Genomic DNA, 23,549 nt, shown 5'->3' with positions numbered 1-23,549 from the left:
GCGGCCTTCATCCTCGACACTGACCAGTGAGAACGGTATGACTGAACCCCAAAGCGGACTGGCGACTGCCGCCATCCGTCACGCAGACATCCTGATCGTCGGCGGCGGCCTCAGCGGCGCGATGCTGGCGGCGCAGTTGTTGCGTTTGCCGGGCAAACGTTCGGTGCTGGTGATTGAACCTCGTGCCGAATTGGGACGGGGGGAAGCCTACAGCGCGGTCGAGTTGGGCCATACGCTCAATGGCAATGCCGCGCGCATGAGCGTCGACCCGGACAACGCCGACGACCTGACCCAATGGCTGACCGGGTACATCGCAGCCGGCGGCTGGCCGGAGTCGGATGAGCAGCATGTGCCGGTCAGTGAATTGTTCCCGCCTCGGGGGATTTTCGGCCTGTATGTGCAGCAGCGACTGGCTGAGGCGCAAGCTGTCGGGGCACTGAACGGTTCAACGGTCGAGCACGTGCGGGCAGAGGTGGTGGATCTGCAAACGCAGGATGATTCGGTGCGGCTGAGCCTGAGCGACGGACAATGGCTGCAGGGCACGTTTGCCGTGCTGGCTACGGGTATGTTCCCTGCCGCGCGTACAGCACAGATCGAGTCCAGCGGTTTGAACGCCGCCGCACTTGATCCGTGGGATGTTGCCGCCATGCGACAGCTCGATCCGCAGTCGACGGTACTGATCATCGGTTCGGGCCTGACCATGGTCGATGCCGTGGTGTCGCTGGAGCAGGCCGGGCATCGGGGGCCGATTGAAGTGTTTTCCCGGCATGGCTTGTTGCCGCACGTCCGTCGACAGCCACCCGCCTGGGTGGACTTTCTCGCCGAGGATCACAGCTTTCGCACGCCGCGACAATTGGTGCGCGAGCTGCGTCGGCAGTGCCGGGACGCCATCGCGCAAGGCATCGACTGGCAAGCACCACTGGATACCGTGCGGGCGCATATCGGGCGGTTGTGGAATCAGGCCACGGACGTGCAGCGTCGGCAGTTCGTGCGGCATGTTCGACCGTGGTGGGAGAGTCATCACCACCGCTCGCCACCCTTGAGTGCCGAACGGGTAGCGCGGTTGCACGGGGAAGGGCGTTTGCGGATTCAGGCGGCGTCGTTCAAAGGGCTGGAGCCGTCATTGGGCGGTGAGGTCAGTATCCGTATTCGCCGTCGTGGCGAGACTGAAACGTGCGTGGTCAGTGGTGCGGCGTTGATCAATTCCAGTGGCATCGAATATGACTGGCGCCGGGTTGCGCGACCGTTGCCACAGCAATTGCTGGCGCGTGGGTTGATTCGGCCTGGGCCGTTGGCGTTGGGGATTGCAGCGGCCGTTGATGGGGCGGTTTTGGATGCCCAGGGGCGGGTCGCCAGTCGGCTGTTTGCCATGGGGCCGCCGTTGCGTGGGATGTGGTGGGAGAGTACGGCTGTAACCGATGTGGCGAGTCAGGCCAAGGCGTTGGCCGTTCGCCTCGCATCACTTTCGTTTTTGCGGTGAGTCGTTGGTTGGGGCCCAATCAAAGTGTCTTGCATACCCGAGTCAACGTAGCACCGCGATCACTCACCCCTCAGGCGGAAGTTCGCGAGTGGTCCGCTGCAATGGGCTGCATGGATGGCCGTCCGGAATCGACAGGATTGCCCGCAGCCCGCCTTCAGGCCGATTGACCAGCGTAATCCGCCCACCCAGCCGGATCGCGATAGTGTTGACGATGGTCAGGCCCAAACCCGCTCCCTGAGCATTCCCCCGACTGTAAAAACGTTCGAACAATCGCCCGCGATCGGCTTCGTCGATGCCGGGTCCTTGATCCTCGACACTCAGCGAATAGAAGCCATCGCCCTGACTTAGCTGCACAGTGATAACGCCCTCTTTGGGGGAAAAATTGGCGGCGTTACTGATCAGATTGTTCAGGGCAATGTCGATGGCGGCGGCGTCGGCGATCACTTCAAAGGGCCGGTCGTTGACCTCGAACGCCAACTCAAGGTTTTTACTCAGCAACCAGGGTGTGAGCTGTACCAGGCTGTCGCGCACGGTTTCGGTCAAATCGATGCGGTGCAACACCGGCGCCACGGCTTTGGGCTCGAGGCGGGCCACGGTCAGCAATTGATTCACCAGGCGGCTGGTACGGTCTACGCCCGCGATCAGAAACTCCAGGGACTCTCGCCGCTCCTGTTCGGTGCCGGCCTCCAGCAGGTTTTGCGCATGCACTCGCAGCACCGCCAGGGGCGTGCGCATTTCATGGGCCGCGTCGGCGATGAAGCGACGTTCGCGACCGAGCACTTCCTGTATCTGCGCGAGCATGCGGTTGAGCGCCGCTTGCATCGGTTCCAGTTCGCTGGGCAACGGATTCATTTGCAGCGGTTCCAGCGAGCCGCTGTGCCGCACCCGCAAGGTTGCCGCCATGTCGGCCAGAGGCTTGAGGCCCCAACCGATGGCCAACCAGACCATCGCTGCCAGCACCAGGCTGCCCAGAATATTGGGCCACAGGGTATGGAGAACGATCCGGTCCACCAGGTCCGAGCGCACGTCGTCCCGTTCGCCGACCCAGATGCGCAGGTTGTTCTGTTTGTCTTCGAGCATGAACGCGCGCCAGTGACGGGCGTTCAGGTCCACGACATCGCTGAAGCCGGGTTGCGCCGCAGGTGCGGTGAAGGAGGGCGCGCTGGCGGTGTGCACCAGCACTTCACCCTCGGCATTCCAGACTTGAAAGGCAATCTTGGATTCATAGGGATGGCCGTCGACCCTTGGCTCTGCTTCGCCCAAGGCCTTGTTGAACGCCTGATACAGCTCGGAATGTTCCCTGCCGGCCAAGGGCATGCGCATGACACCCTGCAGCAACCGCGCATTCTGGGCGAGTTGGGCATCGTAGACTTCGGCGATTTCATGGTTGCTGTCGTGCAGGTTGAACGCGCTGATCACCGCCAGGCCGGTGAGCATCAGGCCGATGATCAGCGTCAGCGTACGGCGCCGGATGGAAGTCAACGACGCTCCTCCACCAGGTACCCGACACCGCGGATGGTGCGGATCAGGTCAGTGGAGAATTTCTTGCGCAAGTGATGGATGTGTACCTCCAGGGTGTTGCTTTCAGCTTCTTCGTTCCAGCCGTACAGCAACTGCATCAAATGATCACGGGTCATGACCCTGCCCGGTGGCGAGAGCAATTCGTGGAGCAGCTGGTATTCCTTGGGCGTCAGAGCCACCGGTTCGCCCTGATAACTGACTTGCTGCGTGCCGGGGTTCAGGCTGATGCCGGCGTGTTCGATCAGCGCCTGGGCGCGGCCAGCGCTGCGCCGTAACAAGGCCCGCAGACGGGCCTTGAGTTCGGCCAGGTCAAAGGGTTTGATCAAGTAGTCATCGGCGCCTGCGTCCAGCCCTGCGATGCGGTCTTCGGTGGCATCGCGGGAGGTGAGGATCAGCACTGGCAGGTTGGAACCGGTGTCACGCAAGCGGCGCAACACTTCGAGACCGTCTAAGCCTGGCAAACCGAGGTCGAGCAGGGCCAGATCAAAGGTTTCGCTGAGCAGCGCATGTAATGCACTACTGCCGTCCTGCAACCAGTCGACGGTATAACCCTCGCGGCTCAGGGCCTGATGAATACCCTCGCCGAGGGCCACGTCATCCTCGATCAGTAATAAACGCACATGGACTCCTGTCAGTTGAGTTTCTTGTTCACGTCCACCAGCAACGCTTCGATTTCCTTGCGGCGTCCGGCATCGGCGGTTTCCCGACCTGGCCGTGGTGGCGCTTGCTAGGGTTGTTGCAGCGCCGATTTAGCGTCAGCGTAGCGTTTCTGACGGTAAAGATGATCGCCCCAGAAGTACAGACTATCGATGCCGTTCGGGTTGAGTTGCAAGGCCTGTTTGAGTAACTGCCCGGCCTTGTCCGAGTCACCGAAGCCGATGGGCCGGATGCCGGAGAGGCGTTGCGGGTCAGCGTTATCCAAGGCCCAGACGCTCTGACTCAGGGCGGCCTTGCGGAAACGTTGCTGGATAAAGGTTTCGAAGACTGGACGCTGAGGCTCGTCCTGCAACGCCCTGGCCAGACTCAGCGGCGGGGTTTCGGCGTGGCCGAAGTGCAGGGGCAGAGGGATTTTCCAGTCAAAATCGGGCATTGGAAGACGCCTCCCCGGGGTGAGTGTGGGAGGAGTATCGGAGGCGTTTCTTAACGGAACCTGAAGGTGGCAAAGAGGTGCGTTCGCGGCTGTCTTCAGATTGCCTTAAGCTTGCGCTGGCAGGGTGGCCGCCCAGCGGAGCGGTGACATACCGGATTCCAGGCTGCGCGAATGACTCGACAGCCGACAATGACCTTCACGAGGCCCTTTATGACCCGCGAATCAGTGACACAGCGTTACGGAAAACTCTCGATCACCTTGCACTGGCTGATGCTGGCGCTGTTTGTTTGTGTTTATGCCAGCATCGAAATCAAAGGCCTGGTGCCAAAGGGCAACGCCTTGAGGGGATTGTTTCTTGGGTTGCACGGCGTGTTCGGGCTGAGCATTTTTGTGTTGGTCTGGGTGCGTTTGCTCGGCCGCTTGACGCCTCGGCCGCCCATTACCCCGGCGCTTCCAAAGTGGCAGATCGGCGCTTCGCACCTGATGCATCTGGCGCTCTATGTGCTGATGATCGCCACACCGGTACTCGCCTGGTTGATGCTCTCGGCGGGGGACAAGCCGATGCCCTATTTTGATTTCTACCTGCCATCACTGGTCGCGGTTGATCCGGACCAGGCCAAGCAGTTCAAGCATTGGCACGAACTGCTCGGCAGCACCGGCTACTGGTTGATCGGCTTACACGCGGCAATGGGTTTGTTCCATCACTATTGGGTTGGCGACAACACCCTGACGCGCATGCTGCCCGGCCGGTCCGGCAATGGCGTCAGTCAGCGTCAGCGATAATCTCCAGGCCCGTGCTGGACCGCAGTCATCCTGGTTTGTCTGAATTACCGCGTTATCGTTCTTCGCGAGCAGGCTCGCTCCCACATGGGTTCTCAGTCGTACACAAATCATGTGTTTACCAAAGAGCCCCTGTGGGAGCGGGCTTGCTCGCGAAGAGGCCCTCAAATACACCTCAACGCCTGGCCGATTGCTCCTCCAACTGATCGGCCTCAAACAACCTCGCCAGTTCCCCCCGGGCCTCCTGCGCCGTCTGCAACACCTTCGCCGCGTCGTCATACACCGCATGCTGTGCTTCCAGCACCTGTTCGTCGTGATGTTTGAAACGCTTGATCCGCGCATCGGCCTGGGCCTGGGTCAGCCCGAGTCCGACCAGCGTGCGCCGGCTCATTTCCAGGCTCGAATAGTAGGTTTCCCGAATCGCTTCGGCGCCCAGGTCCATCAAGCGGTGCACATGCTGGCGGTTACGGGCGCGGGCGATGATTTTGATGTGGGGATACAGCTTGTGTACCAACTCGGCGGTCTTGATGTTGGTGTCCGGATCATCAGTGGCGATGACAAAGTATTCCGCCTGCCCGACCTTGGCCGCGCTGAGGATTTCCGGGCGCATCGGATCGCCGTAGAACACCGGCACGCCGCCGAAACTGCGTGACAGCTCAATGGTTTCCACCGAGGTGTCGAGGGCCACGAACTTGATGTTCTGCGCGCGCAGGATACGGGCGATGATCTGCCCCATTCGGCCCATGCCGGCGATCACCACGCGGGGTTCGTCGGTGTCTATGTCACGGAATTTTTCCGGCACCACCACCGGCTGCACCTTCGGGCTGACCAGTCGCGCACAGATCAGCAGCAACAGCGGCGTCACCGCCATGGACAACGTGATCGTCAGCACCAGCAAGTCGTACAGGCGCGGTTCGAACAAGCCCTGATCCCGGCCGATCTTGAACACCACGAACGCAAATTCGCCCCCGGCCGCCAGCACGATGCCCAACCGAATCGCACTGACCTTGCCCAAACCACCGGCAAATCGACCCACAATGAACAGCAGCGGCAGTTTGATAGCGATCAATAGCAGCGTCAGGCCCAGCACAGTGATCGGCGCGTTCAGCAACAGACTCAGGTTGGCGCCCATGCCGACACTGATGAAAAACAGCCCCAGCAACAGGCCTTTGAAGGGTTCGATCTGCGCTTCCAGTTCATGGCGATACTCAGAGTCCGCCAACAGCAAACCGGCGAGAAACGCCCCTAGCGCCATGGACACACCGACCAGGTCCATCAGCCATGCCGTGCCAATCACCACCAACAGCGCGGTGGCGGTAGAAACCTCCGGCAACCCGGTTTTGGCCACGACGCGAAACACCGGCCGCAACAGATACCGCCCGCCGATCACCACCACCGCGATGCTGCCCAACACCCGTAAGCCGTGGTTCAAATTTTCGGCAGCACTGGTGGAGTGATCACCGCCCGCCAGCAGCGGCACCATGGCGATCAACGGGATCGCGGCGATGTCCTGGAACAGCAGAATCGCAAACGCCAGTCGCCCGTGGGGACTGGTCAACTCTTTGCGTTCGGCCAGGCTTTGCAGGCCAAATGCAGTGGACGACAGCGCCAGGCCAAGGCCGAGCACAATCGCGCTATTGAGCGGCTGGCCAAACACCAGCAACGCCAGCAGGCCAATCACCGAGCCCGTCAGCAGCACCTGCGCCAGGCCCACACCAAACACCGATTTGCGCATCACCCACAAACGGCGTGGCGACAGCTCAAGACCAATGATGAACAGCAGTAACACCACGCCGAGTTCGGAGATGTGGCTGACGCTTTGCGGATTGCCAATCAAGCCGAGCACCGACGGCCCGATGATCACGCCGGCAAACAAATAACCCAGCACCGCCCCCAATTGCAGACGTTTGGCCAAGGGCACGGAGAGCACGGCTGCGAACAGAAACACGACAGCGGCTTGCAACAGGTTGCCTTCGTGGGGCATGACGAACTCCAAAGACTCGGTGCGGCGGAGCGTCAAGGATAAGGGTTGCAGGCACAGGCGTCAGCCTGAACATAAATGGTTGTTGACTCACACACCGCTATCGCGAGCAGGCTCGCTCCCACAATGAATTTGTGTCATTCACAGAACCCATGTGGGAGCGAGCCTGCTCGCGATGGCGGCCTAATTGGCGATCCGTCTGTCAGAGATGCGCATCGATATGCGCCATCCCCCTGGCCACATACTCGTCCTTTTCGCCGACCGGGGCGAAGTAGTGCAACACTTCCCGCGCGGTTTCTGCACCCTTGAGCCGGGCCAGCACCCACGCCGACAGGTATTGCGCGGAGAAACAGCCGCCGGCGGTGGCGATGTTGCCGTTGGCGTAGAACGCTTGATTAACAATGTTGACGCCCGCCGCCTGCACCCAGGGTTTGCTGGTGGTATCGGTGCAGGCCGGTGCCTCGCCCAGAAGCCCAAGCTTGGCCAGCAGGAAGGTTCCGGAGCACTGAGAGCCCAGTAACTGGCGGGACGGATCGAAACACAACTGATCCATGATTGCTGGATCATTGGCCACTTCACGGGTTTTCATGCCACTGCCCACCAGCACTGCATCGGCCTGACAGGCCTCGGCCAGATCGATATGAGCGTCGATGGTCAAACCGTTCATGGACGTGACCCGAGCGGTCGGTGAAGCGATGCTCACCCGCCAATCCTTGTCGCCGATCAGGGAAATCCGGCTGAGCATTCCGTAGGCGATCAGGGAATCCAGTTCGTTGAAGCCGTCAAAAGTCAGAATGGCGATGTGCATGGCGAATCCCGAGTGTTTTTTCGCAGCCTACGCCGACGATGCGCGAAGCATCCCATACAGTCCGGCACAGAATCATCGCAACAGTAATGAATGATTGCGTCCGCGCGCAGTCGGAGTTCGGGTACCACGACATCACAGGAGGTTCACCGATGAACAGCAAGACCCTTATCGCCAGCCTGGCCCTAGTCGCGGGCATTGCCGGTATCAGCCCGATCGTTCAAGCCGATGACCCACCGCAAAAAACCGTCCAGCCCGGGGTCAACAATGCCCGCAATCTGGTGGTCGGCGACCGCGCGCCGGAGGTCTACCAACGCAGCGAAAAAGCCCTGGTCAACTGGAAGCAGAAAGGGCTCAAGGCACCGAAGGATCAGGCCCAGTGGGTGCAGATCAACGATAAGTACATGATGGTAATGATCACCAGCGGGACGATCATGGACATCACGCCGGTGGAGCGGTAAGTCGCCGGTAACAATTGGCCATGGAAGGCTGATTGAAATCATCCTGCGTTCCGGTAAAGCTCGAGGGCGATTTTGTTGACTGGATGTCAGGAGCGACCCGTTGGAAAAGAAACCCCTCTACCGCAAGGTCAATACCCGCACGTGGGGAGTTTGGCGTAACGATTTCACGGGACATTATCGGCATCAGCGCAACACTAAGGCTGAAATTCATAATGATGTGCAACGCAGTTCTATGCATGGAACTCGTCGGCACGGGTTTGATTACACGCCGCTCTTTCGGTTTCTGTTGTCTCGCGTCGGTAGGCAATGGGATGAAGTTTTCAGTGAGGCGGTGGCTCGTCTCGACCGGCATGAACCGGTGTTCTGGATGGTTGCCCTGCATGAAAGCGAAAGGCAGGAGCAGGTGTGTCTAGGGGAGTCGAGCTATTTCAGTGGCTTGTTTGTGGATGACCAGGGGCTTCTGCGAATCGTCAATCCTGAGCTGACGGCTGAGCGCATGACTCCTTATTGTCATTGTTGCACCCACACGTTTAACGGCATTCCTTTTGGCCAACGCAAGGACTGAAGCGTTTACTCAACTCGAATATGACTCACCGTCTGATCACCCAACCGATACTGATTATTCCCGCTGCGCTTGGCTTCATACATCGCCAGGTCGGCGATGTGAATCAACCGGTCCATGCTCGGCGCATGGTCCGGGAACACCGCGACCCCAAGGCTGGTACCGATGTGCCGCTGGTCATTGCCGATGGTGATCGGCGGTGAGAGTTCGACGAAAATTTTCTGGCAGATGACGCGGGCTTCGTCTTGCAGGCTGTTGCCCTGTGGCAGGCCTTGCAGGATGACCACAAATTCGTCGCCACCAATCCGGGCGACGGTGTCGGTTGAACGCAGGATCCGCTTCAACCGGGTGGCGGTGGTGATCAATACCCGGTCGCCAGCCGCATGGCCGTAGCGATCATTGATTGCCTTGAAGCCATTGAGATCGACAAACACCAGCGCGACACGCGTGGCGCTGACACGGGCCTGCTCCAGGGCTTCGCACAGGCGCTCCTCCAGCACCAGGCGATTGGGCAGGCCAGTCAGCGGATCGTAGTGGGCCAGGTGTTGCAGGTAACTGGCAGAGGCTTTTTCCTCGGTGATGTCGCGCACCACGCCCATCATTTTGATGGTCATGTCGTGATCGTTCTTCACCACATTGCCGGTCTCCCTCAGCCAGCGGATGGTGCCATCGGGCCAGACGACCCGGTATTCCTCGTCATGGTTGTCGCCGGTTTCCAGGCAGCGCAATTCACCGGCCCGAACCGTTGCACGGTCGTCCGGGTGCACGCAGGCGCAAAACAGGGCGTAGGAGGGCGTCACTTCACCGATTTTGAAGCCGAACATGCCGTAAATCGCGTCCGACCAGTAGAGCTTGTCGGTGTCGACATCCCAGTCCCAGGTGCCGATGCGGGCGAAATATTGGCTGCGTTTGAAGCGTTCGGCGTCACCGTCCTGGTGGATGTTTTGCCCATCGGTCAGGCTGGCAACCAGCACGCGAAGCTCGGCCAGCTGTTTTTGCAACGCGCGCTCGCGACAGATCAAGGCGACGATCAGGGCAAGCATCACCAAGGCGATGACCGCGCTGGTCCAGTCCATATTCATTCAGGGATTGCCATCATGGCGTATTGAACCGTCGGGTAGGTTGTTGCCTATCTTAGTTCACGGTGAATGCCGGAAACAGGTCGAATGGGTTGCCAATCGTGCGGATTTCTGGGAAAACGGCGCCCATTACGCCCTGTTGGATGGGTGCACAATAGAGTGAACGTGATGAATGAGGAATTGCAGGTAATCGATCTTGAAGTGGGCGAAGGCAAAGCCGCGGTCAAAGGTGCGCTGATCACCACCCAATACCGCGGCTGGCTGGAAGACGGCAGCGAATTCGATTCTTCCTACAGTCGAGGCAAACCTTTCCAGTGCGTGATTGGCACTGGAAGGGTCATCAAGGGCTGGGATCAGGGGATTATGGGCATGCAGGTCGGCGGCAAGCGCAAGCTGCTGGTGCCGGCGCACCTGGGCTATGGCGAGCGTTCGATGGGGGCGATCACGCCGAATTCGAATTTGATTTTCGAGATTGAGTTGTTGGAAGTGCTCACGCGGGATGATTGAGGATAGCGAGAGCTGAATTGAGTTGTTGTGGTGAGGGGCAAGCTTCCTCACCACAATGTCCTGTATTCGAACTTTCGGTGGGGTCAGGTGAATGCGTCAATGTCGTCAAGCGTGTCCGCAATAACTCCCTCCAAGGAAGGGAATTTTTTCTTCACGGTTTCGAGTGCCGGAAGGACCGTTTCCTTATCCAGTTCGCTATGCCTGCGAGCTATATGACCAAGAGCGGTGACGGCGGATGCTGCAACCGATTCAGTCTCACTTGCGAGGTACTTAAGGCAAGTGTCCTGAGCCCAGGTTCTGTCTCCTTCATTCAGACCGATAGAAATCAATCCCGCAATGACATTCATATCCCTGCCGCTGGCAAGAAGCTTCGTCGCTTCATCGTGGCTCATTGATGGATCTTGATAGCGAAGGCTCACTTTTTTACTCCCGGAAACAGTTGTAGCTACTCCCGAACTCCTATGAAGAGGTCTAGCTCAGTCGGTAACTGCTCACTGAGAGCTATAGCGATCTGTTGAACTTGCAAGTCGGTTAGCAACCATTCCCCATCCGCACATTCATCAAGATTTTCCCAGCCCAAAACACTCATTACCAAGGTTTCATACTCTGGTCGAACAGTAAGTTCGTACTTTAACGAGTCATCCTCGTCATCACCTTTTAAAAATCCACTAATCCATAAAAACATCGATATTCTCCTCATTTATTTCTCGGTGAATCTGCCGGGTGTGGCGGGGTCTATCTGCTCACCTGTTTCGTGGTTGAACTCACCAAGATGCTTTCCTTGCTTATCATAAATCTCTATGGCGCCTGTCTTGCTATCCCATTCATATATTCGCCCCTTTCGATCCTTCCACCGACTTCGTTTACCTCCACCGCCCTGAACACTGCTTTTTGATTTAACAGGGAGGGCATCTGGGAATGCAGGTAAAGACAGCGGCGGCCGGTGGTACTTTATATCACCACCGATAGCAGGCCTTGAAATCACAACATACAGCGGCTGGACACCGGAATACGCCGGGAATACAAGGATGAAATCCTTATATTCTGGCGGGTGGATCGGGTTGACGATGATGCTGTCGGCGGCTGGAGTAGGCGGATAAATCCAGATGTGCGGGGCTTGTGGCGCACTTTCTAGCGGAGGGATTCCTGAAATACCGGACGGATCTACGGCGGGTGTCCATATCAGAGTTGTCCCATTACCAAAGTCAGCCACTTGCTGAGAGCCTTGAGCTACGAACTGTATTACAGGGATCATTTCCCAATCGCTGCGATTTTGGGTGTTGTATCCGTATCCCTTCAGGGTGCCATCGGCCTGTTGTTCGACATGCAGTCGAACACGTGTACGGCCTTCCTTGAGCGACTTAAGTTGTTCTTCTGTGTACAGCGAGCTATCCGCGAGACTCGACGGCCAGAGCAGGGCAACCATTCCCACCAATGCGCCAGCAACAACACCAGCCGTCACTACGCCTGCTCCAGCAGTACTTGTCCCGGTGCCAGCGAGTTGGCCTAGGAGAAGCGTTCCCAGCGCAGCAGGTAACGCGCTACCACTGATTTTTTTGAGAGGGATGTTTCCCGCTGCATCCCTTGCGCGGCCACCCAGCAGGGAGAATTTTCCGTAATCAGCCAGATTCTCGACAGGGACAAACCCGGTTGGGTTGTCGTGGTTGATTACGCCGTCTGGGAGGTTGCAGCTTTTGGCGAACACGCAACCCATGGAGCCAGGATTGTCCCGTTGTTGAGGTTGCCTGATGAAACGGTCCTCATACTTCTGTTGTCGAGCCAACATGTCGTCATACGTTTTTTGTCTGGCATCCCGCTGTGCCAGTTCGGAGGCGGTCATGTAGCGGCTGGTGATGTGGTGCCCGTCGCCTGACGGTGGGTTTTGAACCCTGGGTATGTCTGTTTTGCGAGCCATGAGCGTCCTTGTTTCATCGTTTGAAGGCGATGCGGACGCTATATCAAGGGTCATTTGATAGATGTAGGACTGATCTGAAACTTTGGCCGTTGTTACAAGTGGCGGCCCTCACGCCGAATTCGAAGCTGATTTTCGAGATTGAATTGCTGGAAGTGCTCACGCGGGACGATTGACGGTCAGGCCTGAAAAGATTCCCGGTAGGCATACAAACCCGGGGTGCCGCCGGTCATCACAAACAGCACATTGTCCCCGGAGCGGTAGCGTCCTAGCCTGAGATCGGCCAACAACCCGGCGAACGCTTTGCCGGAATACACCGGGTCGATCAACAGACCTTCGGCGCGGGCCATCAGGCGTACCGCGTCCTGCATGTCTGGCGTTGGCAGGCCGTAACCATCGCCCAGTTGGCTGCCGTCAATGGTGATTTCGTCAGCTCGCACGATGGCGCTGCTGCCCAACAACGCCAGCGCGTTCTGGGTCAATTGCACGGTCCTGGCCGCCGATGAGTCCCGGTCGGATAAAACCGCGTAAGACTTGACGATAGACGTGCCTCGGCCCAGCAATTGGAAGCCGGCCGCGAGCCCGGCGTGGGTGCCGGCGCTGCCGTTGGGTACCACGACCTGGTTAAAGGTGACGCCCAGTTGCGTTTCCTGCTGCGCGATCTCGGTTGCACAGCGCGAATAACCGAGACTGCCCAACGGCGTTGAGCCCCCGGTGGGGAGCACCATCACGGTGCGCCCCGCGTCCCGCAGCTGCGCTGCACGTAGTTCGGCCTTGGCGAGTGAGTCGGTGCCAGCGGGAAACACGCTCATTTCTGCGCCGAACAACTGGTCGAGCAGGACGTTGCCATTGAGTTCGTAATCCACTTCGGCTTTAGGCACTGACCGGGTCAGGATCAATTCGCACGCAATGTCCAGGCGAGCACACACGGCGGCGGTCAGGCGCGCATGGTTGGACTGAAGGCCGCCGATGGTAATGACCGTGTCGACACCCGCGGCCAATGCTGCGCCGATATGAAATTCAAGTTTGCGCAGTTTGTTGCCGCCACCGCCTATCAACATGTGATCGTCGCGCTTGAGAAACAGGCCAATTCCCTGCGACTTCAAGCCCAACAACTGTTCGATACGTTCGGCCCGCTGGATGGGCGTGGGGCCTTGCAGGAGGTCTGTCCGTGGAAAAGAACTCAGCGCCTTGTCCAGTAGGGTCTGCATCAATGGAGCCTCGTTGTTCACTGTTATCCAAGTGACTGTAAGGACAAAGCCATTCGGGATAAATGTATCGTGGGTTATTACTCCTATTACCTGATGTATCTAATTCGTTGGATTGTCCGCTTGCCAGTTCCGTCAGGATCGGTGACTATGCGCGGAAAATAGGGGTAGGGGGTATAGGTATGTCGCATATCCACGAACACAAAGATGACTTGCTCAACCGCGTTCGGCGCATTTCAGGGCAGGTCCAGGCCGTTGAGCGGGCGCTTGAGTCCGACGCCGATTGCGCGAAAACCCTGCATCTGGTCGCGGCCGTTCGCGGTGCGGTCAACGGCTTGCTGGATCAATTCATCGAGGCCCACGCCCGTGAACACGTGGCGCATCCCGGACTGAGCGATGAAGAGCGCGCTGAAGGTCTGGAAGATTTACTGCAAGCCATCCGTCGTTATTCGAAATAGAGACCCGCGCACATGACACTGACGCCACAGGCTTCGCATTTTGCCCACGATCATATGTTTCTCGGCGCCAACCACGATGAAAATGCCCGCCGCACGTTATGGGTGGTGGTACTGACCTTCGTCATGATGATTGGCGAGATTGCTGCCGGCTACATCACAGGCTCCATGGCACTGCTGGCCGATGGATTCCACATGGCGACACATGCCGTAGCCTTGGGGATCGCCGCGGCGGCGTACGGTTTTGCCCGACGCCATGCCAACAATACCCGTTACAGTTTCGGCACCGGCAAGGTCGGTGATCTGGCCGGTTTTGCCTCGGCCATGGTGCTGGGCCTGGTGTCGCTCGGCATTGCCGCTGAGTCCATTTTTCGTTTGTTTCAGCCAACTACCGTGGCGTTTACAGAGGCGACGTTGATTGCAGTGGTCGGGCTCGCGGTGAACATCGTCAGTGCGCTGTTGCTGGGCGGTCATCATGGGCATAGTCATCACGACCATCACGACCATGATCACGGGCACAGTCATGACCACGAGCATCATCACGACAACAATCTGCGCTCGGCTTACGTCCATGTGCTCGCTGATGCCTTGACCTCGGTCCTGGCCATCGCCGCGTTGTTGGCCGGACGCTTCCTGGGTTGGGTCTGGCTTGACCCGGTGATGGGTATCGTCGGCGCCATGGTCATCGCGAACTGGGCCTATGGCCTGATGCGCAGCAGTGCTTCAGTGCTGCTCGATGCCACCGATGAGCATGTTGCCGAGGAAATTCGTGAACTGCTGGAATCATCGGATGATGTGCGCATCAGCGACCTTCACGTCTGGCAAGTCGGGCCTCAGGCGCGGGCAGCCATTGTCAGCGTCGTGGCCGCTGCTGGCGTCAGTGCCGACATGGTTCGTGAGCGCCTGGCGCCGGTTCATGAGTTGTCCCACCTGACGGTCGAGCATCGCAACGGCTGATACGTGTTCAGGGGCAGTCGCTGAAAAGCGCAATGCGCCCGTTGAGAGAAGGGCGATAGTGCCATTCCAACTGGTCTGGCGCGGGTTTCATAGCCAGAATTTCCTTCAGCGTGGCGCTGGCAATAGTCAACGCCAACATCTGCCCCGGACATTGATGTCGCCCCGCGCCAAAGGTAAAGCTGCGCCGCTGCGCACGGTCCAGAATAAAAGTGTCGGGACTGTCATTAAGCAGCGGATCGCGATTAGCCGAAGCCAGCAACACCAGAATCACATCGCCTGAATTGAGGCTCACACCCTGGATCTCACACGGCGCGGCGACAAACCGACGAGTGTTCTGCACCGGCGGATCGAAACGCTGGGTTTCGGCGATCAAATCCTCAACGCATGCCGCACCTCGCCATAACGCGGGGTTACCAATCAACGCCACAAGCCCATTGCCGATCAGCCCGGCAGTGGCCTCATAGGTCTGGGAGAACAAGCCAATCAAATTGGCTATCAGCGTTTCCTGGTCGCCAGCGAAGCGCTTGCCAATCCCGGCGAGCAGCGGGCTTTTTTGGCCTGGTTCATCCAGCAGCTCAACGAAATAACCTCTCAGTTGCTCCGCCGCAGCCTGTGCAGAATCCAGCTGAGCCTGATCGCTTAGCGGCGACAGACACGCCACGAAGGCCTGCGTCAGCTCGCTGATCGCCCGACCCTGAGCCGGCGAGAACCCCAGCAAACCGGCTACAACGCAAACCGGCCCCCGAAACATCGCCTTGTACAACCCATTGGCATCCGGCGTAATCAACCGTGCACCCACCAACGCATTGACCTCGTCCACATCGATCAACGCCAGCCCCGGCTGAATCGCCGACCTCGGGCAGCGCTGCCGTTCGCCCTCGTTCATCCGCATCAATTGCCCGAACACTGCGCCGGCCATGCCGCCGACAATCGCCTTGGGCACCGGCTCGCCGGATGGCCGGACGTGACAATCAGGATGTGCCAGCACCGCCTCTACAGCCCTGGCGCTGCTGGCCACCCACATTTTCAGCCCTTGATGAAACACCAGCCCGCCCTCGGCGCGCAGTTGCGCGTAGTAGGGATAAGGATCGGCATGAGTCGCAGCGATGATCGGGTCCATGGGTCGCAGCCTTGTTCGTGGTTGGGAAAGAGTTGCTACTATCTCCAGTCCGAAAGGCCCTTGATTCGTCCGGGAGCGAAATATGAACGTAGAACAACACGACATCGGCGTCTCTCACGTGGCGGCGGCCATCTCGGAACCGGCCCGGACGAAAATCCTCTGCTCGTTGATGGACGGCCACGCCCGCACCAGCACCGAGCTGGCAGCGATTGCCGAAGTCAGCGCCTCTACCGCCAGTGCGCACCTGGCCAAGCTCAAGGAACTGGCGCTGGTGCGGCTGCACGTACAAGGTCGCCATCGCTATTACAGCCTCGCGGACAAGCGCGTGGCCCAGGCCCTGGAAGCGCTGATGGTGATCGGCCAGAACGCTGCGCCGACCTACACCTCCCGCACCCCGGATCGCCTGCAGTTTGCCCGCACGTGCTACGACCATATGGCTGGCACATTGGCGGTGTTGTTGCATGACCGGATGCTGGAAGAAGGATGGTTGCTGGAAACCGGTGACCAGGCTTATCGGCTGAGCGACAGTGGCGAGGCGTTGCTGGAAGGATTAGGCATTGAGGTCAATGACCTGAACTCCCTGCGCCGGCGGTTCGCCTGCCCGTGCCTGGACTGGAGCATGCGCCGGCCTCATTTGGGTGGTTCGTTGGGCGCAGCGTTGCTGCAAATGGCGGTCAAGCGCAAATGGGTGACGCAGGATCTGGACAGTCGGGCGCTGACGTTGACGGCGATGGGGCGAAAGGAACTGGGCAGCCGGTTCGCGCTTGAGTTGCCACTGCAGGTCGCGACAGCACAACACACGTCCATCGAGACCCGACGCCGCGCACAGGCCAGCCTTTTACCTTAGCGACTGGCCGAAGCCATCAGCACACCAAAACCGGCGAAGGTCACCCCCGAGACTTTTGCTGCCAGCCAGGAACCCCGAGGGCTGGAGAGCCAGCCTTTGGCGGCATTGGCGAGCAAGGCATAGCCGCCATGCACGAAAATCACCAAGGCAACATAGGAGGCGACCAGTTTGAAAAACTGGGCGGAGAACTGCGCCGAGGTGTCGATAAATTGCGGGAACACTGCCAAAAAGAAAAATACCGCCTTGGGGTTCAAAAACTGAATCGAAGCCGCCTCCAGATAGCGATAGCCAGGGCTGGAGGGGCGCGTTTCAAGCAGTCTGTTAAAACGATCGGAGCGCCAGCTTTTGTAACCCAGGTACAGCAAGTAAGCTGCCCCTGCGTACTTCAACAGGGTGAAGGCGTGCGCGGAGGTGCTGAGGATCAAGCCCACGCTGGTGGCACTGATGGCTGCGACGACAAATGCACCCGACGCGATGCCCAGAATTCCGGGTATCGCCCCCGTCCAGCCGTGGCGTACCGCATTGGACAAGGTCAGGACCACGCCAGGCCCTGGACTCAGAATGGTCAGGGTGGCAAACAGTAGAAAGAGTCCGTAGCTGTTCATGTCTTGCTCCGTCAGATGACGCTGGCTGCGTGCTGGCAGATTGGCCTGACGACGGGTGCGTGACAAACGCTTTAATTGCGCCGCATATGTGACTAAATTAGACGCATGATCAATCAACTACCCCCGCTTAATGCTGTTCGCGCCTTCGCCGTTGCCGCTCGTCATCAGAGTTTCAGCCTGGCGGCCGAAGAGCTGCATGTCAGCCACAGTGCCGTCAGCCGGCACATCAAATTGCTTGAGGAGCACCTGGGCGTGCAGCTGTTCGAGCGGCGTGTCCGTCAATCGCTGTTGACGACCGCCGGCCAGCGCTTTTATGAGCAGGTCAGCGCCGGGCTGTTGCAGATTGCCAACGCCGCCGCAGCGCTCAAGCAGCATGCCTCGCTGCCGACCGTGAAAATCAATGTCCGGCCGTCCTTTGCCATGCTTTGGCTGACGCCCCGGCTGGAGGATTTCATGGCGCGGCACCCGGGCATCAAACCGCAGGTGATCACCCAAACCCAGGCACCCGATCATGCGCGCGACGGGTTTGACGTCGTTATTCGCCGTGGTCGTGATGATTGGGCGCCAGCGATTGAGGCACGGGCACTGTTCGACGACGAATTGTTGCTGGTCGCGGCGCCATCGCTGATTGGGCGCCAGGACCTTGAGGACCTGACTGACCTGACCCCATACACGTTACTGACCGCCAAGGCGCGTCGCGAGGACTGGCACAATTGGGCCATGCACTTTGGTCAAAGCCAGTCCGCCACTCAGAGAACCCGGCAGTTTGATCATATGCACCTGGTGCTGCAGGCCGCTGTGGAGGGACAGGGCATAGCCTTGTGCCCGACCTCCTTGCTGGGCACCCATCTGTTGAGTGGGCGCCTGATCTGCCCGCTGCCCGAGATGCGCATGCCGTTGCCGCGTTATTACTACGGTGTTGCGCCGGATGTGACGACGCAAACACGGGTGTTTGTGGAGTGGCTGTTTGCCCGGATCGAAGAGGATGCCGGACAGGTGGGGCAATTGATTGCAGGGTGATTTGAAGATCAAAAGATCGTCTGACCGAGCCTTCGCCAGCGCCTATAGATGACCGGCGCATAAAAAAACCCACCCGACGCATTCGCGAGGGGTGGGTTTTTTAGTGCTTCAGGGGCTGGATCAGACCTTGACGATCCAACCCGCTGGCGCTTCGATGTCGCCGGTTTGCACGCCAGTCAGCTCTTTGTAGAGCTTCTGGGTGACCGGGCCGACTTCGGTTTCGCTGTGGAACACATGCAGATGGTCTTTGTAGCTGATGCCGCCGATCGGGGTAATCACGGCAGCCGTACCGCAAGCACCGGCTTCCTTGAAGTCGGACAGCTTGTCGATGAACACGTCACCTTCAACCACTTCCAGGCCCAGACGCGTTTTTGCCAGCTCGATCAACGACAGACGGGTGATACCCGGCAGTACCGACGGCGAGTTCGGTGTGACGAACTTGTTGTCATGAGTGATCCCGAAGAAGTTGGCCGAACCGACTTCTTCGATTTTGGTGTGGGTCATCGGGTCCAGGTAGATGCAGTCGGCGAAATGCGCCTTCTTCGCCTGGGAACCTGGCATCAGGCTGGCCGCGTAGTTACCACCGACCTTGGCCGCGCCGGTGCCTTGTGGGGCTGCGCGGTCGTAGCTGGAGATCAGGAAGTTGTGCGGGGTCAGGCCACCCTTGAAGTAAGCACCGACCGGAATGCAGAAGATCGAGAAGATGAACTCGGGCGCGGTACGCACGCCGATGTTGTCACCCACGCCGATCACGAACGGACGCAGGTACAGCGCGCCGCCAGTGCCGTAAGGCGGGATGAAACGCTCGTTGGCGCGGACCACTTCCTTGCACGCTTCGATGAACTGCTCGGTGGACACCTGTGGCATCAGCAGGCGGGCGCAGCTGCGTTGCATGCGTGCGGCGTTCTGATCCGGGCGGAACAGATTGATCGAACCGTCCTTGCAACGATAGGCCTTCAGGCCCTCGAAGCATTGCTGGCCATAGTGAAGGGCAGTGGAGCCTTCGCTGATGTGCAGCACATTGTCTTCGGTCAGGGTGCCTTTGTCCCACTCGCCATTACGCCAGTGCGACAGATAGCGCTTGTCTGTCTTGATGTAGTCAAAACCCAACTTGTCCCAATTGATGCTTTCGTTACCCATGACACCCTCTATCACTTAACAACCGCCGAAACGGTTCAAGGCTTCTGACGTTTTTCTGGATGGGGACAACAATACTTCATTCCGAGCCGATTTCGCAGCCCGGAATGCGATCTCTGCGACCATCGATGCACCCCGATGTAGCAGCTGTCGAGCAACGCGAGGCAGCGTTCGGCGGCGTAGCCGTCGCAAAATCTGCTTTCGCGGCCGGATTACGACGACTTCGTCGCCGGACGCTGCCTCGCGGTGCTCGTCAGCTGCTACGGGGTTTTGCGTCCGGTTTACAGGTGCAACGCGTGACCGAGGGCACGCAACGCCGCTTCCTGGACCGCTTCACCCAGCGTCGGGTGCGCATGGATGGTGCCGGCGATGTCTTCCAGCCGCGCGCCCATTTCCAGGCTCTGACCGAACGCCGTCGACAACTCCGAAACGCCAACACCAACGGCCTGCCAGCCAACAATCACATGATTGTCCCGACGAGCGACGATCCGTACGAAGCCACTTTTCGATTCCAGTGTCATCGCCCGGCCATTGGCCGCGAACGGGAAGCTGGAAACGATACAGTCCAGACCGGCCGCCTTGACCTCGTCCGGAGTCTTGCCGACCACCACCAGTTCCGGGTCGGTAAAGCACACGGCAGCAATAGCGGTCGGGTTGAACTCGCGGGCTTTACCGCTGATCAGTTCAGCCACCATCTCGCCCTGGGCCATGGCCCGGTGCGCAAGCATCGGTTCGCCGCTCAGGTCGCCGATGGCGTAGACGTTGCGCATACTGGTCTGGCAGCGATTGTCGATCTTGATCGCTGAACCGTTCATGTCCAGGTTCAACGCTTCGAGGTTAAAGCCCTGTGTATTCGGTTTGCGACCGACAGCCACCAGCACCTGATCGGTTTCCAGGTTCAAGGTGCCGCCGCCAGGCTCAAGCACTTGCAGGGTATTTGCAGCAGAATCAAAGCCTTGAACGCTATGTTTCAAGTAAAGCTTTACCCCGAGCTTTTTCAATTCGTCATGAACAGGCTGGGTCAACTCGGCATCGTAGGCTGGCAGGATACGGTCCTGAGCCTCGACCACGCTGACGTCGGCGCCGAGCTTGCGGTAGGCAATCCCCAGCTCCAGGCCGATGTAACCGCCACCGACCACGATCAGCCGTTTTGGTACGGACGTCGGTGCCAGGGCTTCGGTGGAGGAGATGATCGGCCCGCCAATCGGCAGCATCGGCAGGTTTACGCTTTTCGAACCGGTGGCCAGCACCAGGTGCTCGCACTGGATCCGCACGTCGCCGACTTCGACGGTTTTGCCGTCGATGACCTTGGCCCAGCCTTCAACGACCTGGACTTTGTTCTTTTTCAGCAGCGCCGCAACGCCGGTGGTCAAGCGATCAACGATGCCGTCCTTCCACTCGACACTTTTGTTGATGTCCAAAACAGGCGCCGAGACGCTGATGCCCAGGGCTGAATTTTTGCTGTGGTGTTGCGTCTGGTGAAACTGTTCAGCGACGTGGATCAGCGCCTTGGACGGAATGCAGCCGATGTTCAGGCACGTTCCGCCCAGCGATTGACCTTCGACCAGAATGGTTGCAATGCCCAGCTGGCCGGCACGAATGGCCGTCACATAACCGCCAGGGCCGCCGCCGATGATCAGCAGCGTGGTGTTCAAAGTCTGTTGCATGCCTTGCTCCACAAATGCTTATTCCACAAACAGCGTGGCGGGTTGTTCGAGCAAGCCGCGAACGGCCTGGATGAATTGCGCCGCGTCCATGCCATCGACCACACGGTGATCGAAGGAGCTGGAGAGGTTCATCATCTTGCGAATCACGATCTGGCCTTTGACCACCATCGGGCGTTCGACGATTTTGTTGACGCCGACAATCGCCACTTCCGGCAAGTTCAGCACGGGCGTGCTGACGATGCCGCCCAAGGCACCGAGGCTGGTCAGGGTGATGCTGGAGCCAGACAATTCATCGCGGCTGGCCTTGCCATTTCGGGCCGCCGTGGCCAAACGGGCGATTTCGGTGGCGCTGTCCCACAGGCTGCGGGCTTCGGCGTGACGCACCACCGGCACCATCAAGCCAATGTCGGCTTGTGTAGCAATCCCCACATGCACCGCGCCGAGGCGGGTGATGATCTGGGCTTCATCGTCGTAACGAGCGTTGATCTGCGGGAAGTCGCGCAGGGCGACGACCAGGGCGCGAACCAGGAACGGCAGCAAGGTCAGCTTGCCGCGCGTTGCGCCGTGTTTTTCGTTCAGGTGAGCGCGCAGTTCTTCGACGGCAGTGACGTCGATTTCCTCGACGTAACTGAAGTGGGCGGCGCGCTGGGTGGCGTCCTGCATGCGCTGGGCAATCTTGCGGCGCATGCCGATCACCGGGATTTGCTCTTCATCGTGACGCTGGGCGTAAGCGGCGGCAGCGCTCGATTGCGGCTGCTGACCTTGCGCCAGATAGGCTTCGAGGTCTTCGTGCAGGACACGACCGGCAGGGCCGGTGCCGCGCACCAGACGCAACTGGATGCCGAGGTCCAGCGCATGTTTGCGCACCGCCGGGGACGCCAGCGGACGTTCATCGGCTTCGCGAGCGACCATCGGACCCTGGCAAGCGGCGGCAGGGAGTGGGGCCGCCAGCGGTTTGCTTGCCACAACGGATGCAACTTTCGGGGCTGCAACCGGCGCTTCTTTCACGGCAGCGGCAACCGCCGGCTGGGCCGACTCTTTGACGTTGCCCGCGCCTTCAACTTCAATGCTGATGAGGATGCTGCCGACCGCCATGACTTCGCCCGGCACACCGCCCAGCGCAATCACTTTGCCATGCACGGGCGAGGGGATGTCGACCATCGCCTTGTCAGTCATGACATCGGCCAGCACCTGATCCTCGACGACCATGTCGCCGACTTTGACGTGCCACACCGACAATTCAACTTCTGCAATGCCTTCACCAATGTCCGGCATTTTAATAACGTGCGTGCCCATTCAGACCTCCATAACCCGATGCAAAGCCGCGCCCACACGGGACGGACCAGGGAAATACGCCCACTCTTGTGCGTGCGGGTAGGGGGTGTCCCAACCGGTGACGCGCTCGATAGGCGCTTCCAGGTAGTGGAAGCAGTGTTCTTGCACCAGGGCGACCAATTCGGCGCCGAAACCGCAGGTGCGGGTCGCTTCGTGGACGACCACACAACGGCCGGTCTTCTTCACCGACTTGACGATGGTCTCCAGATCCAGCGGCCACAGGCTGCGCAAGTCGATGACTTCCGCGTCGATGCCGGTTTCCTCGGCAGCTACTTGCGACACATACACGGTGGTGCCGTAGGTCAGGATGGTGACGTCCTTGCCCGGACGGGTAATGGCGGCGACATCCAGCGGCACGGTGTAGTAACCGTCCGGCACTTGCGCGGCCGGGTGTTTCGACCACGGGGTTACCGGGCGGTCGTGGTGACCGTCGAACGGGCCGTTGTACAGGCGTTTTGGCTCCAGGAAGATCACCGGGTCATCGTTTTCGATGGAGGCGATCAGCAGGCCTTTGGCGTCGTAGGGGTTGGACGGCATGACGGTACGCAGGCCGCAGACCTGGGTAAACATCGCCTCGATACTCTGGCTGTGCGTCTGGCCACCGTAGATGCCACCGCCGCACGGCATACGCAAGGTCATCGGCGCGGTGAACTCGCCGGCCGAGCGATAGCGCAGGCGTGCCGCTTCGGAAATGATCTGGTCCGACGCCGGGTACACATAGTCGGCGAACTGGATTTCAGCCACCGGACGCAACCCGTAGGCGCCCATGCCGACGGCGACGCCGACGATGCCGCTTTCGGAGATCGGCGCGTCGAACACCCGGGAGGTGCCGTACTTGGTTTGCAAGCCTTCGGTGCAACGGAACACGCCGCCGAAGTAGCCGACGTCCTGGCCGAAGACCACCACGTTGTCGTCACGTTCGAGCATCACGTCCATGGCCGAGCGCAGGGCCTGGATCATGGTCATGGTGGTTGTGGTCATGGCGGTGTCCAACTGGATATTGTTGTTGTGGTCGTTCAT

General features: G+C 59.4%; 24 protein-coding genes and 2 pseudogenes. 10 read left to right on the top strand and 16 right to left on the bottom strand.

Going from position 1 to position 23,549, the window contains the following annotated elements:
* The first annotated feature begins 37 nt into the window (after positions 1-37).
* On the top strand, positions 38-1,480 hold the full coding sequence (locus AC1MDT_RS09450) for an FAD/NAD(P)-binding protein (protein ID WP_480421763.1): 1,443 nt from the start codon (positions 38-40) through the stop codon (positions 1,478-1,480).
* Positions 1,481-1,543: 63 nt separating this feature from the next.
* Here the strand turns inward: AC1MDT_RS09450 and AC1MDT_RS09445 are convergent, their stop codons facing one another.
* The 3 genes and pseudogenes from AC1MDT_RS09445 to AC1MDT_RS09435 form a co-directional block, all read right to left on the bottom strand.
* Positions 1,544-2,962 carry an ATP-binding protein gene (locus AC1MDT_RS09445; RefSeq protein WP_480421762.1) on the bottom strand — a complete coding sequence of 473 codons (1,419 nt, stop codon included), beginning with the start codon at positions 2,960-2,962 and terminating at the stop codon, positions 1,544-1,546.
* Positions 2,959-3,621, bottom strand: a complete 663-nt coding sequence (locus tag AC1MDT_RS09440) for a response regulator (protein WP_480421761.1) — start codon at positions 3,619-3,621, stop codon at positions 2,959-2,961. Before AC1MDT_RS09440 ends, AC1MDT_RS09445 begins: the two co-directional genes overlap by 4 nt.
* Before the next feature lie 11 nt (positions 3,622-3,632).
* Positions 3,633-3,884: pseudogene (locus AC1MDT_RS09435) on the bottom strand (tetratricopeptide repeat protein); the annotation flags it as partial.
* Positions 3,885-4,301: 417 nt separating this feature from the next.
* On the opposite strand from AC1MDT_RS09435, the gene AC1MDT_RS09430 reads away from it, so the two are divergent.
* Positions 4,302-4,874, top strand: coding sequence for a cytochrome b (locus AC1MDT_RS09430; RefSeq protein ID WP_480421760.1), 573 nt, complete (start codon positions 4,302-4,304; stop codon positions 4,872-4,874).
* A gap of 172 nt (positions 4,875-5,046) precedes the next feature.
* Here AC1MDT_RS09430 and AC1MDT_RS09425 read toward each other — a convergent pair whose 3' ends face one another.
* Positions 5,047-6,855, bottom strand: coding sequence for a monovalent cation:proton antiporter-2 (CPA2) family protein (locus AC1MDT_RS09425; protein ID WP_480421759.1), 1,809 nt, complete (start codon positions 6,853-6,855; stop codon positions 5,047-5,049).
* Between the two features lie 199 nt (positions 6,856-7,054).
* Complete coding sequence (locus tag AC1MDT_RS09420; protein WP_201112552.1) at positions 7,055-7,660, bottom strand: DJ-1/PfpI family protein; 606 nt, start codon at positions 7,658-7,660, stop codon at positions 7,055-7,057.
* A 149-nt stretch (positions 7,661-7,809) separates the two neighbouring features.
* Between AC1MDT_RS09420 and AC1MDT_RS09415 the strand changes: the two genes are divergently transcribed.
* Complete coding sequence (locus AC1MDT_RS09415) at positions 7,810-8,118, top strand: RcnB family protein (protein WP_480421758.1); 309 nt, start codon at positions 7,810-7,812, stop codon at positions 8,116-8,118.
* A gap of 100 nt (positions 8,119-8,218) precedes the next feature.
* The gene (locus AC1MDT_RS09410; RefSeq protein ID WP_201112556.1) at positions 8,219-8,683 is read left to right on the top strand and encodes a hypothetical protein; all 465 of its coding nucleotides are present in this window, start codon (positions 8,219-8,221) and stop codon (positions 8,681-8,683) included.
* 5 nt (positions 8,684-8,688) lie between these two features.
* Here the strand turns inward: AC1MDT_RS09410 and AC1MDT_RS09405 are convergent, their stop codons facing one another.
* Positions 8,689-9,762: a diguanylate cyclase domain-containing protein gene (locus AC1MDT_RS09405; protein WP_480421757.1), complete on the bottom strand. Its 1,074-nt coding sequence runs from the start codon at positions 9,760-9,762 to the stop codon at positions 8,689-8,691.
* A 165-nt stretch (positions 9,763-9,927) separates the two neighbouring features.
* Here AC1MDT_RS09405 and AC1MDT_RS09400 point away from each other — a divergent pair, with 165 nt between their 5' ends.
* Positions 9,928-10,266 (top strand): FKBP-type peptidyl-prolyl cis-trans isomerase, encoded by a 339-nt coding sequence (locus AC1MDT_RS09400; protein WP_480421756.1) that lies wholly within the window; start codon positions 9,928-9,930, stop codon positions 10,264-10,266.
* Between the two features lie 83 nt (positions 10,267-10,349).
* Here the strand turns inward: AC1MDT_RS09400 and AC1MDT_RS09395 are convergent, their stop codons facing one another.
* Genes AC1MDT_RS09395 through AC1MDT_RS09385 form a run of 3 tightly spaced genes read right to left on the bottom strand, consistent with a single transcriptional unit; the run spans position 10,350 to position 12,181 of the window.
* Positions 10,350-10,685, bottom strand: coding sequence for a hypothetical protein (locus tag AC1MDT_RS09395; protein ID WP_480421755.1), 336 nt, complete (start codon positions 10,683-10,685; stop codon positions 10,350-10,352).
* Between the two features lie 26 nt (positions 10,686-10,711).
* Positions 10,712-10,951: a pyocin S6 family toxin immunity protein gene (locus AC1MDT_RS09390; RefSeq protein ID WP_480421754.1), complete on the bottom strand. Its 240-nt coding sequence runs from the start codon at positions 10,949-10,951 to the stop codon at positions 10,712-10,714.
* Between the two features lie 15 nt (positions 10,952-10,966).
* On the bottom strand, positions 10,967-12,181 hold the full coding sequence (locus AC1MDT_RS09385; protein ID WP_480421753.1) for a colicin E3/pyocin S6 family cytotoxin: 1,215 nt from the start codon (positions 12,179-12,181) through the stop codon (positions 10,967-10,969).
* Positions 12,182-12,279: 98 nt separating this feature from the next.
* Here AC1MDT_RS09385 and AC1MDT_RS09380 point away from each other — a divergent pair.
* Positions 12,280-12,354 (top strand): annotated as a pseudogene (locus AC1MDT_RS09380) (FKBP-type peptidyl-prolyl cis-trans isomerase); the annotation flags it as partial.
* Positions 12,355-12,357: 3 nt separating this feature from the next.
* Here the strand turns inward: AC1MDT_RS09380 and AC1MDT_RS09375 are convergent.
* Entirely contained in the window at positions 12,358-13,389 is a 1,032-nt protein-coding gene (locus AC1MDT_RS09375; protein WP_480421752.1) for a D-cysteine desulfhydrase family protein, read from the bottom strand.
* A gap of 179 nt (positions 13,390-13,568) precedes the next feature.
* Between AC1MDT_RS09375 and AC1MDT_RS09370 the strand changes: the two genes are divergently transcribed.
* Both AC1MDT_RS09370 and dmeF read left to right on the top strand, forming a co-directional pair.
* Positions 13,569-13,844, top strand: a complete 276-nt coding sequence (locus AC1MDT_RS09370) for a metal/formaldehyde-sensitive transcriptional repressor (RefSeq protein ID WP_480421751.1) — start codon at positions 13,569-13,571, stop codon at positions 13,842-13,844.
* A gap of 12 nt (positions 13,845-13,856) precedes the next feature.
* Complete coding sequence (gene dmeF, locus AC1MDT_RS09365; protein ID WP_480421750.1) at positions 13,857-14,798, top strand: CDF family Co(II)/Ni(II) efflux transporter DmeF; 942 nt, start codon at positions 13,857-13,859, stop codon at positions 14,796-14,798.
* A 7-nt stretch (positions 14,799-14,805) separates the two neighbouring features.
* Here the strand turns inward: dmeF and AC1MDT_RS09360 are convergent, their stop codons facing one another.
* Complete coding sequence (locus tag AC1MDT_RS09360; RefSeq protein ID WP_480421749.1) at positions 14,806-15,918, bottom strand: cytochrome P450; 1,113 nt, start codon at positions 15,916-15,918, stop codon at positions 14,806-14,808.
* A gap of 82 nt (positions 15,919-16,000) precedes the next feature.
* On the opposite strand from AC1MDT_RS09360, the gene AC1MDT_RS09355 reads away from it, so the two are divergent.
* Positions 16,001-16,765, top strand: coding sequence for an ArsR/SmtB family transcription factor (locus tag AC1MDT_RS09355; RefSeq protein WP_480421748.1), 765 nt, complete (start codon positions 16,001-16,003; stop codon positions 16,763-16,765).
* Here the strand turns inward: AC1MDT_RS09355 and AC1MDT_RS09350 are convergent.
* Positions 16,762-17,370: a LysE family translocator gene (locus AC1MDT_RS09350; protein WP_480421747.1), complete on the bottom strand. Its 609-nt coding sequence runs from the start codon at positions 17,368-17,370 to the stop codon at positions 16,762-16,764. The genes AC1MDT_RS09355 and AC1MDT_RS09350 overlap by 4 nt on opposite strands.
* Positions 17,371-17,475: 105 nt before the next feature.
* On the opposite strand from AC1MDT_RS09350, the gene AC1MDT_RS09345 reads away from it, so the two are divergent.
* A complete protein-coding gene (locus AC1MDT_RS09345; protein WP_480421746.1) occupies positions 17,476-18,390 on the top strand; it encodes a LysR substrate-binding domain-containing protein in 915 nt (304 codons plus the stop codon).
* A gap of 120 nt (positions 18,391-18,510) precedes the next feature.
* Here the strand turns inward: AC1MDT_RS09345 and AC1MDT_RS09340 are convergent, their stop codons facing one another.
* The 4 genes from AC1MDT_RS09340 to AC1MDT_RS09325 all read right to left on the bottom strand — a co-directional run bounded on the left by AC1MDT_RS09340 (position 18,511) and on the right by AC1MDT_RS09325 (position 23,549).
* Entirely contained in the window at positions 18,511-19,530 is a 1,020-nt protein-coding gene (locus AC1MDT_RS09340) for a branched-chain amino acid aminotransferase (RefSeq protein WP_480421745.1), read from the bottom strand.
* A 278-nt stretch (positions 19,531-19,808) separates the two neighbouring features.
* Positions 19,809-21,194: a dihydrolipoyl dehydrogenase gene (gene lpdA / locus AC1MDT_RS09335; protein ID WP_480421744.1), complete on the bottom strand. Its 1,386-nt coding sequence runs from the start codon at positions 21,192-21,194 to the stop codon at positions 19,809-19,811.
* Between the two features lie 18 nt (positions 21,195-21,212).
* On the bottom strand, positions 21,213-22,490 hold the full coding sequence (locus tag AC1MDT_RS09330) for a dihydrolipoamide acetyltransferase family protein (protein WP_480421743.1): 1,278 nt from the start codon (positions 22,488-22,490) through the stop codon (positions 21,213-21,215).
* The gene (locus AC1MDT_RS09325) at positions 22,491-23,549 is read right to left on the bottom strand and encodes an alpha-ketoacid dehydrogenase subunit beta (RefSeq protein WP_201117091.1); all 1,059 of its coding nucleotides are present in this window, start codon (positions 23,547-23,549) and stop codon (positions 22,491-22,493) included.

The sequence above is a fragment of the Pseudomonas sp. ASL7 genome, assembly GCF_056680375.1.
Note: the sequence above shows the minus strand (reverse complement) of the source record. Positions and strands in the feature narration are given on the sequence as shown.